This is a genomic window from Brevibacillus centrosporus (assembly GCF_046622605.1).
GTDB classification, from domain to species: Bacteria; Bacillota; Bacilli; order Brevibacillales; family Brevibacillaceae; genus Brevibacillus; species Brevibacillus centrosporus.
The window spans coordinates 2,770,487-2,783,417 of record NZ_CP176856.1 but is presented as its reverse complement, the minus strand read 5'-3'; the positions used below and the strand labels follow the sequence as shown (position 1 = coordinate 2,783,417).

Genomic DNA, 12,931 nt, shown 5'->3' with positions numbered 1-12,931 from the left:
TGTTATGCTTGTTCTCCTACGCGAAAGATGATCTTGCCGATGTTCTCATTTGCCTCCATACGTCGATGCGCCAGCTGAATCTCCTCCAGCGGGAATACCCTATCGATGATCGGCTTGATCACACCGCTCTCGAACAGTGGAAGTATCTTTTGTGCGAGCTCCTGGCTTAGCTCAGCTTTGTACGCATCACTGCGCGGCGTGAGCAAAGTTCCCGTAACCTGCAATCTTTTCCCCATCAGTTCAGACAGGTCGACGTCTGTCTCTTTTCCCCCTAGCGTGCCGATCAAGACCAGCCTTCCGTCCATGCTCGCGCTCTGGATGTTCTTTTTCCAGTAGGAGGCTCCGATGAAATCGAGAATCAGATTGGCCCCTTTACCGTCGGTGATTCTCTCGACTTCCTGCTCAAAGGCTGCCCGTTTGTAATCGATGACATGGTCGGCACCCAGCTCTTTGCAATAGGCCAGCTTTTCCGCAGAGCCAGCTGTCACGATCACGTTGGCCTTCGATACCTGCTTGGCCAGTTGAATGGCAGCTGTTCCCACTCCGCTCGCTGCAGCATGGATCAGGACGGTTTCGCCCTCCCCCAGCTTGCCGATCCAATACAGGGTCTGATAGGCGTCAGAAATACCTCCGGGATCGCTGCTGCTTCGATATAGCTCAGGTTATCAGGAATGCGCATCGCTCGATCAGCAGGAATCACGACGTACTCCGCATAGCCTCCACTGACCAGTCCCATGACTTTGTCGCCTGCTTGCCATGCCCCTGCCTGGTTTCCCACTTCCTCAACCACACCGGCCATTTCCACCCCGAGTCGGTTCGTCGCTTTTTTATAAGCAGACCCTCCTCCTTTTCTCGCCAAAATATCCGTACGGTTGATCGCCCCTGCTTTGACGCGAACCAGCAATTCTCCCTCCTCTGGTGTAGGAATCGGAACCTCCATGATTTTCAACTCTTCTGGACCACCTGGTTTTTCAACGACGACTGCCTTCATCTTTTTCCCCTCCCAATCTGGAAACGCGTTCCTTTTTCATGATCTACACTCAGTTTCCGTCACGGAATACAGGCCGTCAAGTTTTTCACCCAGTTTTTGCTTATTTCACTTTGGCATAAGAATGATCGCATTTCTTTATTAGTCAGGGGGTATAAGCAGTGCTAGAATAATCAATGCGAGCATCCTGCTTTTTTACTGCAAAGGTTGTGACAGAAAGATGGATTTTTCTTGGAAACGAAACTTAGTTGTACTATGGGTTGGGGTGTTCTTTTGCAGCACAGCCTATTCCATCGCAATACCGTTCTTGCCCATCTTCCTTCACAGTTCTCTCGGAGTTAATGAACACTTGGAAGCTTGGTCTGGTATTTCATTCGGCATCACTTTTCTCGCGAGTGCCTTGATCTCTCCCTATTGGGGCTCTCTCGCAGACAAGTACGGCCGAAAACCGATGCTGATCCGATCTGGATATAGCCTAGCTGTGCTGTACTTTCTCACCTACTTTATCAACGACCCGTATCTGTTTGTCGTCTTGCGCATTTTTCAGGGGCTTCTGGCCGGATTCGTTCCTGCCTCTATCGCGCTGGTTGCGACAAACACACCTGAAAAACATGTTGGATATGCACTTGGAGTCATGGCGACATCAGGTGCTACTGGAGGCATCATTGGTCCCCTCGTCGGCGGCGTAGTCAGCCACATGTGGGGGAACCGGGAGGCATTTTTATTTTCCGGAGCTGTCGTGCTGATCGCGGCCCTCATCGCCACGTTTTTGGTGAAGGAGACCAATCTGAACCGCTCTGGTACACGATCGAATGTACGTGAGGATTTGCGCTCGGCTATCGCCAACAAATCGCTTATGTCGATCCTGGGCCTTAGCCTGATTGTCACGATGTCCGTCATGCTGCTAGAGCCCCTCCTCACCGTCTATGTTCTGCAGCTGGGTGCTTCCCAGAAGGATGCTTCACTCAGCGCCGGTATCATTTTCGCTGCGGTCGGGATTGCAACCGTGATTGCGGCACCGCAATGGGGCAAGCTCGGAACCAAGGTGGGCTACTCCAAAATCCTGTTTATCGGTCTGATCGGCGGCGCAGTCGGCAATCTGCTGCAGTTCTTCTTCACCAACCTGTATGGGTTTGGGGTGTTGCGCTTCGGTTATGGCTTGTTCTTCGCCGCCGTTTATCCGTCCATCAACGCGATGATCGTCAAAGTGACAGACCCCGAGTTTCGCGGGAGAGCATTCAGCCTCAACCAGTCCTCTACACAGATTGCGACGATGCTGGGTCCCGTGATCGGTGGTTTTCTCGGTGGAGTCATCCCGATTCGTGTCATTTTCATCATCAACGGTATCGCTCTTTTGGCGACCGCGATCATGATTCGATCAAAAAGACCGGATGAAGCCTATCAGAAACAAAAACAGCAAGCTACAGAAGCGAAGCTTGCGACGAAGTAAACAGGCATGAAAAAAACGGGGCCCTTTTGATGGGTCCCGTTTTTTGTTTTCGTATCGATTGTTCCTTACAACGCCCGAATATCCTCGATCAACGTCTCTACATTCTCCCTTTTCGTAGCCCAGCTGGTGCAGAATCTCACAACACTATGCGTCTCATCCGCTTTTTCCCAATGAGAGAACGAATATTTTTTGCCCAATTCCTTGCAGATCTCGTCGGGCAAAATCGGGAACTGCTGATTCGTTGTCGAGTCGTAGCGGAATGAAAAGCCTTTTTCCGAAAATGCAGCTCGAATCATCATCGCCAATTGGACCGCATGACGGGAAATGTCAAAATACAGGCCATCTTCAAACAAAGTTTCAAACTGGATCCCCAGCAGTCTCCCCTTCGCAAGCATCCCGCCTCTTTGCTTGATCATATACCGAAAATCCTTTGTCAGGGCATCGTTCATAATAACGACTGCTTCCCCAAACAGCGCCCCTACTTTTGTTCCCCCGATATAAAAGACATCGCAGAGTCTTGCCACATCAGCCAGCGTCAAATCACACTCCTCAGAAACGAGACCGTATCCGAGCCTAGCTCCATCCAGAAACAATGGCAACCCGTTTTCCCGGCAAACCTTACTGATCGCTTCCAATTCCGCTTTTGTGTAGGTCGTTCCATTTTCGGTCGGATGGGATATGTACACCATGCCAGGCTGTACCATGTGCTCATGAGTGACGTCGTTCCAGTGGGCATCGTATATTTCTTTGACTTGATGTGCCTGAATTTTTCCATCCTCACTCGGCACGGTGAGAACTTTGTGACCAGTCGCTTCAATGGCCCCTGTCTCGTGCACGGCGATATGGCCCGTGGCGGCACTCACGACACCTTGATGCGGGCGCAGGATGGAGGCGATCACTGTCGTATTGGTCTGCGTTCCTCCCACTAAAAAGTGGACATCAGCATTAGGCGCGTCACATGCTGTTCGAATGTACGCTCTCGCCTTTTCACAATGCTCATCCGTCCCGTACCCGGATGTCTGCTCTTCATTCGTTTCCCATAGCCGCTCCAAAATCCGCTTGTGTGCACCCTCTGTATAATCATTTTCAAATCGAATCATTCTGCGCCCTCTCCAATCGGTTCATTTTGCTTTGAATAAACAACATCGAAGAACGTACTTCTGTGATTTCTGTTGGCGATAGCCCATCTAGCAGCCGCTCGATCTGTTCATCCGATCTTTCGTTCAGCTGTTGAAACAACTCCGCCCCTTTTGGAGTCAGTCGAATCAGGCTCGTCCGATTGTCCAACGGTGAGCTTTCCTTCTCGAGAAGCCCATCCTGTTGGATCTTGGAGATGATTCGGCTCATGTAGCTGCGATCCATGTCCAGTTTTTCGACCAGCTGATTTGCAATACACGGCTCCATGAAGCCAATCTCCAGGACAACCCGCGCCTCTGTCAACGTATATCCGGTATCCAATACATGCTTGTTTAAAACACCAAGAATATTGGTATAGAAGCGATTGAATTGCCGAATATCTGCGATGATGCCTTCATCCAGGCTCATGGTTGGCCTCCTTTAGTGGACATAGTCAACAATTAATCTAGTTGATTTAGTGGACATTGTCAACGTTTCGTTCATTCGGATGGCATAGAAGGAAAAAGCGAAAAAACTACTGGGATGAACCAGTAGCTTTCCGATCACTATGATCTTTTTAGAGGCATTGGCTTTGTTCCAGCAGGGATGAGTGATTGATAGACCTCTCCCTCTAGCTGTTCCAAATGCTCTGCCTTTGCTGTTTCGATCCACTGGGGATTTTTCATGACTTCGATCGCAGAGGCTGCCATTACCTTTCCTGCCAAGAGCATACCTTTGTGCGCGATCGATGATTTTCCCTGACTTACGAGCTGCCAGCTATGAAACGGCGTTCCAAATGCGCACGTTGACACGTATATTTGCCCTGTAGGGACCACCCAGCTCACATCCCCTACATCCGTTGAGGCGGGGATGAAACCAGGCTCTTCCGAATAATCGTTCACTTTCTCGGACAAGACTTTTCCATTCTGCTTTTTCACTACCTTTTTTTCTTCCTCGGAAAAGGTATCCTGAATCGCTTTGGCAAACGCTACTTCCTCTTCGGTGTAGGTCTCGGCGCCATACTCCTGAAAGTTCTTGTGCAGAAGCTTACCCAGAGTAATATTCGGGATCAGGTCCGCAGAGGCTGCATCAAATTGCATTTCCAGATTAGTTCCGGTCATCAGTGCTGCCCCGCGTGCGATGTCACACACACGATCTAGTAGCTCACTCACCTGCTGGGATTTTGGAGCACGAAGCTTGTACAGAACTTCGGCTTCTGCCTGAACGACGTTGGGTGCCAATCCGCCCGCATTCGTGATCGCATAGTGCAGCCGCGCATCTGGAATCATGTGTTCCCTGAGGAAATTCGCTCCCACGTTCATTAGCTCAACCGCATCCAGCGCACTGCGTCCCATATGGGGGCTAAAGGAAGCATGACTGCTCACACCGGTGAATTTGAAATACATTTGGCAAGTCGCCAGCATACGGCAGTTGTACGCAAGATTTTCATCCCATGGATGCCACGTAAAGGCAATGTCGACATCATCGAACAACCCGGCGCGAACCATGTGCGCTTTCCCACCTCCCCCTTCTTCGGCAGGGCAGCCATAATAACGAACTGTTCCCTTCAAGCCAGTTTGCTGCATGTAGTGTCGAACAGCGACTGCCGCTGCCAACGAGCCCGCCCCAAGCAAGTTGTGCCCACACCCATGACCATTGCCCCCATCGTTAATTGGGCTTTTCACAGCTATTCCTGCCTCTTGACTGAGTCCAGACAAGGCATCGTATTCTCCCAAAAAGGCGATGACAGGCTTCCCTTCACCAAAACTCCCCACCAATGCTGTCTCGATTCCACCTGCATTCCATTCCACCTGAAAGCCTTCTGCTTCCAACATACGGCCCAAAATCTCGGCAGAACGCACTTCTTCATATTTGATCTCGCTATACCCCCAGATGCTGTCGCTGATGTCGGTAAACTGTTGTTTCTTTTCTTCAATCAGATCAGATACGATTTTGTGATCATTCATTTATCTTTTCTCCTTTTCGTTTGCGAGAAATGATTCTCTTACTCGATTACAGCCGAACTCGACTCCTTCTTTCCGGACTGGATCGTCATCCCAACTACCATAACAACGAGGCTAGATGCTACCAGGAACATGAAAGCCGCATTGTAATTTTGGTGAAAGGCTGTAATGAGATATCCGACAATGGTTGGTGTCAAAACGGAGCCAATCTGTCCACCGGTGTTGATTATCCCGGTTGCGGTCCCGACCGATTCCTCCGCTATTTTTTTCAAAGGCAGTACAAATACGGTGATATTCATGGCATTCAAAAACACGTTAGACAACGATAAGTACGTAAACGCGATTGCAATCGACTCTGTATTGAACATCATGTAGATAAATAGGGCAGAGAAAAAGGCTCCTCCAATGAACATATACTTTTCATACCCGGCGAGAAACTTGTCCAACACCCAGCCGCTTACCAAAAAGGAGAGGAATCCAAGAACATACGGCACAGAGGAGTAAAGTCCCATCGATACCATATCCATGTTTTTGACCTTTACCCAATACGATGGCAGCCAGCTTTGCAGTCCCCAAAACACGATATTGGTAAACATCGCAGCCAGCATGAGCTTCCAAATCAATGGATTTTTCAATAGCTTTTTGATCGCTGTTTTATCGATGGACTTGCTCGCAGCTGCCGAACGATCTACCTTCTTCTCCTCTCGCTTGAGCAAAAACCAAAGGACAATAGCTAGCGCAACCCCGAGTACCCCCAAAATGATAAACATCAAACGCCAGTCGAAGGTAGCGATCAGTAGCGTCACCACAATGGAACCAAACATAAATCCGACTGGGGGCCGTACCTGTCAGAATGGTTGCTGCCGACCACAAAAAGACGGCTCCGCTCAAGACCTTTTTAATTCCGAATCTGTCTGCCAAATACCCTCCTACCAGCTGCATGATCGCGTAGCTGAGAAAGAAGCTGCTTAGCACCAAGCCCACTTGCTCCGTAGGGAGATTCAATTCTTTCGAAATCGGGATAATGGCAAAATTGATTGCTGTCTTATCAATAAAATTCAAGATCTGCGCCAAAAACAACAGCATAAGGATGAGGTACTTCTTTTGAACGATTCCACCAAGCTTCAACCATTTCACTTCCCATCTGAGGTATTTTTCAAATGATGACTGTATTCGGAATATTCATCATTTGTTTTACACAATCTCCATACTAAATTAAAATAGAAAAAACGCTATGTATGTAATTAACAAGCGATAGCTATTCACTTGTAGGTTTTTACACATGAAAGGAAGGAACGCATGCAAAACCTGATTGTGCTTCAATCGTTTCTGGCTGAAAAACTACCCGGTATCCCTTATCAGATCTGGATGGGGCATCCTGATTCCATGACGTTGTCTTACTCGACCCCACAAATAGAAACAGAGCGTCCTCTCTTGCCCGGACGCTCTTCAGAAAAACCTTATTTCTTTTTTCAAAATCCAGATAAAGCTTATTTTTCCACGGAGCTGGACAAGGACTTTCAGATCACAATCTGTTTGTACGATAGAGACGTAAGTGCATTGCCAGCTACCGACTGGGAGGTTCTCTCATACATTTGCAGCGGCATGTACTTTCAGGAAATTCATCAGCCACTCAAAAATGATTTAGAAAAAATGGTGGACAGCCTCCAAATCCTTACCGCCACTCTCGATGTAAATGAGCTGCTAAGTAAGATCATCCAGATCGCCCTCACTGTCATACCCGCTGGCGATGCTGGCGTATTTCGGCAATTTGACGCGGAAAATCAGCAGCTAACACCGCTTACCGTTGTAGGGCTTCCTGATGGATATTTACGATATAAAACAAGATTAGGCGAGAATGTCTCCGGTAAAGTCTTCATCGACAAACGTCCGCGTCTATATAACTCTACGGCCGATATTTTATCCGAACAGACGAATCTATCCCCAGAAAACGTCGCATTCGTGAAAAAAGGGCCGTACGCCAACAGAATGATTATCGTGCCCGTTTGGTTAGATGACGAATGCATTGGAACACTGGCTATTCTGCAATTCACGAAAAAGAGGAGCTTTATTGATCGGGACGTAAAGCTCCTGCAGGGATTTTCTTCTCAAGTGGCCATCGCTTTTCATAATGCCAAGCTGTATAAGGAATCCCGGCTACATCTGGAAGAATCCAGGCAGTTAAGCAGAGAGCTGGATGAAAAAAATCAGCTTTTCCAGAAGAGAATTAACGTCCACGAAACATTAACACAGCTTTCCCTGACAAACAAAGGCATTCAGAAGATGATCTCGGAGATTAACCGCATCCTGGGACGCCATGTCGACTACGTGGATTTTCTCAACAATGACAACTCACCTGGGCGGCGCCCTTCCCCTTCTTTTCCTTTTGAGACAATCGCTCACTATTTTTCCGGCTCGCAAAAGTCGGCGGTAACGACTACCCTGTCGAATCAGGATTACTATCTATACCCGATCTTCATTGGGTCGGTGCTATTAGGATGCATGATTGTCTCCCTTTCTCACCCTCTAAGCCAAATGGATATCGTCACGATTGAGCAAAGCGGCTCTGTCCTTGCGTTAGAAATGGTGAAAAATATTTCGATGACCGAGCTCTATCATAAAAAAGCTCTTACGTTTTTCACCCAGCTCTTAGAGAAGCAAGATTACGAAGCTTTGCTGGCCCGTGGATTGCCTTTTAATTTTAAAATCAATACCTATACGTTTGTTTGCTTATGCGAAATCCCTGGATCTTTTGAACCTTATGAAGTTGAGGCTCGGCTGCAACGGCTGCTATCGAAAATCAATCAACGGCTATCCGCCATCAATAAACTGACTTTTGGATTTCATAACAAAATCACGCTGCTTTTTTCCGTTAATGAGAATGCTGAAGTGAAGCATATCATCTCACAGCTGGAAACGATTGTTCGGGAATGGCTGAACACCGATCAACATTTTCTTTACGGTGGTATTGGAGGTGCTTACCTCAATGTAGAAGAGATTGCAAAAAGCTATGAGGAAGCCCAAAAGACCATCTCTTTTTTAATCAACCGTAATCAATCCGGTCTCATTAGCTACGAAGAGATTGGGATTAATCGCTTCTTTCTGAATCAGTCCTCGCAGGACATCGAGAAGTTTACCGAAGAAATATTCCTTCCCCTGCGCTCGGACCACATTCAAAGCAGTGATTTGGAGACAACGCTCATGCAGTATGTGGCATGTAACTTATCCGCGATCGATACGGCAAAGAAACTTCATATTCATATCAATACCCTGTATCAACGCTTAAAACGCATCGAGGAACGACTAGGTCTTCGGTTTGACAGCCAGGAAGACATGCTAAAAATTCAACTGGCTTGCCATCTGAAGAATCATTTGTCTTCTTTCAAGAGCTAAGAGCAAGTTGATCGGCTTGTTGGTGCCGATCTAGTCAGTCGTTTCTTGCAAGGATGACGTGCGGTCTCGACCTGCGTCCGTATATAACACATTAATCCTACCAAAATTTATGCCTTTCATTCACAGGTGAATCTCTGTTATTCTGGGTCATGCCAAACAAAACAGCCGAAACTTCCTCTCGAATGGAAGTGCGGGGGATCTTCTTTTGCAGATGAGAGATCTGCATGGGGTGAATCGCCATAGTGCGTAGGGTTGTTTCCTCAATCCGAATCCGTCAGCTAACCTCGTAGGCCAAAAAAAGGAGACGATGTGAATATGAAACGCCTTGGTACAATTACGATCGCGACTTTGGGATTGGGATTTGTTCTTTCCGGCTTTTCTAACACAGCTTCTGCCGCGGCCCTTGAACAACAAACTCAATCGTTCCCATATACAGCACAATACGGATATCAACCTGTGATGCAACAACCTGTTCAACCACAATACGCGACACCTATTCAGCAGCCTGTACAACAACCGGTTCAGCAGCAGCCAGTAGCTGCTCCAAAACCCGCGAAGCAAGCTAAAAAGCAAGTTGACGCTTCCGCTGTCATGAAGCAGGTAGCTGATCTGGTTAACCAGGAACGGGCTAAAGCAGGTCTGAAGCCAGTGGAGCTGGACGCTTCCCTGAACAAGGTCGCACAAGCAAAAGCGGCTGACATGTCCAGCAACAACTACTTTGACCATACAAGCCCAACGTACGGCTCTCCATTCGATATGATGAAACAATTTGGTGTGTCTTACACGACAGCTGGTGAAAACATCGCGATGGGTCAACAAACCGCCGATGAAGTCATGAACCAATGGATGAACAGTGAAGGACACCGTCAAAACATCATGAATCCAGCTTTCACTAAAATCGGTGTAGGTTTTGTGAACGGGTACTGGGTTCAAGAATTTATCGGATAATGAAAAGGGATAGAAACGCCGAGTCCTGTAACTAGGGCCCGGCGTTTTTTTGGTTTTGTTTTTTACCTGGGCGGACGGCGGCTGCATATTCAGCGCAACATTCTGTGTTCGGTGGAGCTTTCCACGATATTAGTATCCACCCAGCCGCAGCATTCATTCGTTGAAATGCTTTCGCCCTTATGTAAACCTGCTTTTCACTTCACAGTAAATTGGTTATAGCTGACAAACTCTCCTACTGGCTTGCGATAGCCTCGGACTCTTTGGCTCGAAATATCTTCCTTGCCAATCGTAATCATCAATGCCGGTACGTACTGATCTGGGATGCTGAGCAGCTCGCGAATCGCTTCGGGATCAAAGCCAATCATCGGGCAAGTATCCCACCCTTTCTCTTTAGCTGCCAGCATGAACAGCATGGCGGACAGGCTTGCAGATCGGATAGCTTCATCGCGCTGTAACGACTCGCCCCCTTTTTCATAAAACCGGTGGATCGAGGAGACAGTGTCTTCGTATTCCCGCTTATCGATTACGCCCAAATGGAGTAGCCCCTCATTGATTTTCCCTGCCTGCGTATGTGCCTCTTGATTGCCCAGCACCAGGATCACCGCTGATGCGGTTTTCACTTTATACTGCTTTTGTGCGGCTTCAAAGACTTTGTTCTTCATTTCTTCATCATTGACGATAACATAATGCGTATGCTGCAGGTTGAAGGCAGATGGAGCAAATTTCACGAGCGAAAAGATCTCATCGAGCTCGCCTGCCGATATCTCTACATCGGGTAAAAATTTTGTTGCAGACCGTCTTTGTTTCACCAAATTTGTAAAATCGCTCATCGGAAAAACTCCTCTCGAAATCATATATCTTAAATTAAAGGTTTATGGGGAGAGAAAGTCGTGTCTCGCCATCTTTATTGAGTAAATATCTCAAATTCAAGATAATTGTATAGTGAAATTTACCCAATGTCAACAAGCATAAAGAAGACCATCCCTTCCGTATCAGAGAGATGGTCTTCTTTCCCTAATTAGTTCGGTGATACTTGCTTCGTACCTTGTGGTTGCTTCGGCCCTCCTGCACGCTTCAGAAAAAAGGAAGCAAGCAAAGCTACGACAACCAAAGCAAATGCCAGCAGGAAAGCACTTTTCATTCCTGCAATCATCGATAGCATACGCAGGGTAGATTCCTCCTGCCCAGGTGCGGAGTTTTGCAAATATTGTTCGGTCCCATTCATCATGACAGTTACCAATAGGGCAGTCCCGACAGCTCCTGCCACCTGCTGCAGCGTCCCAATGATCGCAGTGCCATGTGGATACATTGGCGGCGGCAGCTCATTGAGTGCATTTGTCATCACTGGCATCATCAGCATGGAAATCCCCAGCATGAGCAGTGTATTGAACAGCATGATCGTGAGGTAAGAGATCGAAACGGTAATAAATGCGAATTGCAGCAAGGTGTGTGCAATCAAAATCAAGCCTACAATCGCCAGCCACTTCGCTCCGAATTTATCGAACAGCCTGCCCGTGATGGGTGACATGATTCCCATTATGATTCCACCTGGGAGCATCACTAACCCAGCCTCAAACGGACTGTAACCCAAGGCGTTCTGGAGAAAGATCGGCAATAGCATCATCGCAGCGAACATCGCCATCATCACGATAATCATGATTAAGGTAGAGATTCGAAAAATGCGATACTGAAATGTCCGCAGGTCAAGCAAAGGCTCCGCCATTTTTAACTGCCGAATGGTGAAGAGCGCCAGCGATAAGAAACCGACCACAATCGGCAGTAAGACGGAGTAGCCTGCCCATCCTCCATGTCCTTCACTTGCACTGCTAAATCCGTACACAATTCCCCCAAATCCAACAGTCGAGAGCAGAAGCGATAGCAAATCTATCTTGGGATTCGTCGGCTCTGTGACGTTTTTCAATCGGATAAAGGCAAAGATCATCACGAAAACAGCGATGGGCAGTACTCCGTAAAAAAGGTATCGCCAGCTGAAATGCTCCACAATGATTCCAGACAATGTGGGACCGATTGCCGGAGCAAACGTGATGACGATCCCGATCGTTCCCATTGCGGAGCCCCTCTTTTCCAGCGGGACAATGGCAAACACCACGTTGGTCAAGAGCGGAAACAAGAGGCCGGTGCCAGCCGCCTGGAGAATCCTTCCTAAGACTAACAGGGAAAAACCAGAAGAAACCGCCGCAATGAACGTTCCCAAAGTAAATAGTCCCATCGCTGATAAAAACAACGTTCGAGTGGTAAAACGCTGCAGCAAAAAAGCGGTGACCGGAATGAGCACGCCGATGATCAGCAAATATCCTGTAGTGAGCCACTGAGCGGTACTAGGCAAAATCCCGAGGTCCGCCATGATTTTGGATAACGCCACATTGAGCAGCGTTTCATTGAGAATCGCCACGAATACACCCAAAATCATCACGATGACCACCGTAAAGTTCGCTTTGCTCCCGAATGTTCCTTGCGCTCGGTTTACGTCCTGCTGTGTGTCCACAATCGCACTCCTTTCCGTGTCGCATGGATCGCTTATAACGGATCCATGGCAGATGCACGTGAGAAAATTTCAGCTCCCCCATTCTATCGCGAAAATGAGCGGGACATTTCTTCTAAATTGCGGTATTTTCCCCCGCTCCCTCTTTCCTGTTTCGGATCGCAGCTCTTGCCAATTCATCTGCTGCTTTATTTTCAGAGCTTGGCACCCATTTCATAAAAAACAAATCAAATGGACGAATTAGCGTCAATGCTTCTCCAAGCAAGGGAACGAACCTTTTGTTTTTGACAAATTCCTTCTCAACTGCTTGGCTCACAAGCTGTGAGTCGGTCCGGAATGAGACCTGGCTATATCCCTTATCTTTGCATATTTGCAGCGCGATTAAGAAAGCTCGGAATTCCGCTTCGTGATTGTCCATATTCCCCAATGGGATGGAATATCGCTCCACTTCCCCATCCTTTTTAATAAATATTCCTGCACCGCTGGGACCAGGATTTCCGGCGCTTGCTCCATCCATATACACTTCATACATCTGCACCGCCCCCAGCTCTATCGTCATTTTCAAGGAT

The 12,931-nt window shown here is 47.8% G+C and carries 12 protein-coding genes, 1 pseudogene and 1 riboswitch; of the genes and pseudogenes, 3 read left to right on the top strand and 10 right to left on the bottom strand.

Going from position 1 to position 12,931, the window contains the following annotated elements:
* Nucleotides 1–2: 2 nt before the first annotated feature.
* Together ACLIN2_RS14330 and ACLIN2_RS14325 are read right to left on the bottom strand one after the other, a co-directional pair.
* On the bottom strand, nt 3–542 hold the full coding sequence (locus ACLIN2_RS14330) for a zinc-binding dehydrogenase (RefSeq protein WP_411504368.1): 540 nt from the start codon (nt 540–542) through the stop codon (nt 3–5).
* Between the two features lie 20 nt (nt 543–562).
* A complete protein-coding gene (locus tag ACLIN2_RS14325; protein WP_411504367.1) occupies nt 563–991 on the bottom strand; it encodes an alcohol dehydrogenase catalytic domain-containing protein in 429 nt (142 codons plus the stop codon).
* 217 nt (nt 992–1,208) lie between these two features.
* Between ACLIN2_RS14325 and ACLIN2_RS14320 the strand changes: the two genes are divergently transcribed.
* Complete coding sequence (locus ACLIN2_RS14320; protein ID WP_122961802.1) at nt 1,209–2,438, top strand: MFS transporter; 1,230 nt, start codon at nt 1,209–1,211, stop codon at nt 2,436–2,438.
* Between the two features lie 65 nt (nt 2,439–2,503).
* On the opposite strand, the gene ACLIN2_RS14315 is transcribed toward ACLIN2_RS14320, so the two are convergent.
* The 5 genes and pseudogenes from ACLIN2_RS14315 to ACLIN2_RS14295 all read right to left on the bottom strand — a co-directional run.
* Nucleotides 2,504–3,538, bottom strand: a complete 1,035-nt coding sequence (locus ACLIN2_RS14315) for a threonine aldolase family protein (RefSeq protein WP_411504366.1) — start codon at nt 3,536–3,538, stop codon at nt 2,504–2,506.
* Nucleotides 3,525–3,983 carry a MarR family winged helix-turn-helix transcriptional regulator gene (locus tag ACLIN2_RS14310; protein WP_411504365.1) on the bottom strand — a complete coding sequence of 153 codons (459 nt, stop codon included), beginning with the start codon at nt 3,981–3,983 and terminating at the stop codon, nt 3,525–3,527. Before ACLIN2_RS14310 ends, ACLIN2_RS14315 begins: the two co-directional genes overlap by 14 nt.
* A gap of 137 nt (nt 3,984–4,120) precedes the next feature.
* Nucleotides 4,121–5,521: a M20 family metallopeptidase gene (locus ACLIN2_RS14305; protein WP_411504364.1), complete on the bottom strand. Its 1,401-nt coding sequence runs from the start codon at nt 5,519–5,521 to the stop codon at nt 4,121–4,123.
* A gap of 38 nt (nt 5,522–5,559) precedes the next feature.
* Nucleotides 5,560–6,342 (bottom strand): MFS transporter, encoded by a 783-nt coding sequence (locus ACLIN2_RS14300; protein WP_411504363.1) that lies wholly within the window; start codon nt 6,340–6,342, stop codon nt 5,560–5,562.
* 7 nt (nt 6,343–6,349) lie between these two features.
* Nucleotides 6,350–6,604: pseudogene (locus ACLIN2_RS14295) on the bottom strand (MFS transporter); the annotation flags it as partial.
* A gap of 213 nt (nt 6,605–6,817) precedes the next feature.
* On the opposite strand from ACLIN2_RS14295, the gene ACLIN2_RS14290 reads away from it, so the two are divergent.
* Both ACLIN2_RS14290 and ACLIN2_RS14285 read left to right on the top strand, forming a co-directional pair.
* Nucleotides 6,818–8,911, top strand: a complete 2,094-nt coding sequence (locus tag ACLIN2_RS14290; RefSeq protein WP_411504362.1) for a helix-turn-helix domain-containing protein — start codon at nt 6,818–6,820, stop codon at nt 8,909–8,911.
* 153 nt (nt 8,912–9,064) lie between these two features.
* A riboswitch (cyclic di-AMP (ydaO/yuaA leader) is annotated at nt 9,065–9,219 on the top strand.
* A 7-nt stretch (nt 9,220–9,226) separates the two neighbouring features.
* On the top strand, nt 9,227–9,859 hold the full coding sequence (locus ACLIN2_RS14285; RefSeq protein WP_411504361.1) for a CAP domain-containing protein: 633 nt from the start codon (nt 9,227–9,229) through the stop codon (nt 9,857–9,859).
* A 194-nt stretch (nt 9,860–10,053) separates the two neighbouring features.
* Here ACLIN2_RS14285 and ACLIN2_RS14280 read toward each other — a convergent pair whose 3' ends face one another.
* From ACLIN2_RS14280 to ACLIN2_RS14270, 3 genes are all read right to left on the bottom strand, one after another.
* Entirely contained in the window at nt 10,054–10,689 is a 636-nt protein-coding gene (locus ACLIN2_RS14280; RefSeq protein ID WP_310227850.1) for a nitroreductase family protein, read from the bottom strand.
* 188 nt (nt 10,690–10,877) lie between these two features.
* Nucleotides 10,878–12,290 carry a DHA2 family efflux MFS transporter permease subunit gene (locus ACLIN2_RS14275; RefSeq protein WP_411504543.1) on the bottom strand — a complete coding sequence of 471 codons (1,413 nt, stop codon included), beginning with the start codon at nt 12,288–12,290 and terminating at the stop codon, nt 10,878–10,880.
* A gap of 187 nt (nt 12,291–12,477) precedes the next feature.
* The gene (locus tag ACLIN2_RS14270) at nt 12,478–12,894 is read right to left on the bottom strand and encodes a reverse transcriptase-like protein (protein ID WP_411504360.1); all 417 of its coding nucleotides are present in this window, start codon (nt 12,892–12,894) and stop codon (nt 12,478–12,480) included.
* Nucleotides 12,895–12,931 lie beyond the last annotated feature (37 nt).

What these genes read in the sequence shown, in the direction of transcription:
- ACLIN2_RS14325 (WP_411504367.1), bottom strand. Translation starts at nt 991, where the DNA reads ATGAAGGCAGTCGTCGTTGAAAAACCAGGTGGTCCAGAAGAGTTGAAA.
- ACLIN2_RS14315 (WP_411504366.1), bottom strand. Translation starts at nt 3,538, where the DNA reads ATGATTCGATTTGAAAATGATTATACAGAGGGTGCACACAAGCGGATT.
- ACLIN2_RS14310 (WP_411504365.1), bottom strand. Translation starts at nt 3,983, where the DNA reads ATGAGCCTGGATGAAGGCATCATCGCAGATATTCGGCAATTCAATCGC.
- ACLIN2_RS14285 (WP_411504361.1), top strand. Translation starts at nt 9,227, where the DNA reads ATGAAACGCCTTGGTACAATTACGATCGCGACTTTGGGATTGGGATTT.
- ACLIN2_RS14280 (WP_310227850.1), bottom strand. Translation starts at nt 10,689, where the DNA reads ATGAGCGATTTTACAAATTTGGTGAAACAAAGACGGTCTGCAACAAAA.
- ACLIN2_RS14290 (WP_411504362.1), top strand. Translation starts at nt 6,818, where the DNA reads ATGCAAAACCTGATTGTGCTTCAATCGTTTCTGGCTGAAAAACTACCC.
- ACLIN2_RS14300 (WP_411504363.1), bottom strand. Translation starts at nt 6,342, where the DNA reads ATGTTTGGTTCCATTGTGGTGACGCTACTGATCGCTACCTTCGACTGG.
- ACLIN2_RS14275 (WP_411504543.1), bottom strand. Translation starts at nt 12,290, where the DNA reads ATGATTTTGGGTGTATTCGTGGCGATTCTCAATGAAACGCTGCTCAAT.
- ACLIN2_RS14270 (WP_411504360.1), bottom strand. Translation starts at nt 12,894, where the DNA reads ATGTATGAAGTGTATATGGATGGAGCAAGCGCCGGAAATCCTGGTCCC.
- ACLIN2_RS14320 (WP_122961802.1), top strand. Translation starts at nt 1,209, where the DNA reads ATGGATTTTTCTTGGAAACGAAACTTAGTTGTACTATGGGTTGGGGTG.
- ACLIN2_RS14305 (WP_411504364.1), bottom strand. Translation starts at nt 5,521, where the DNA reads ATGAATGATCACAAAATCGTATCTGATCTGATTGAAGAAAAGAAACAA.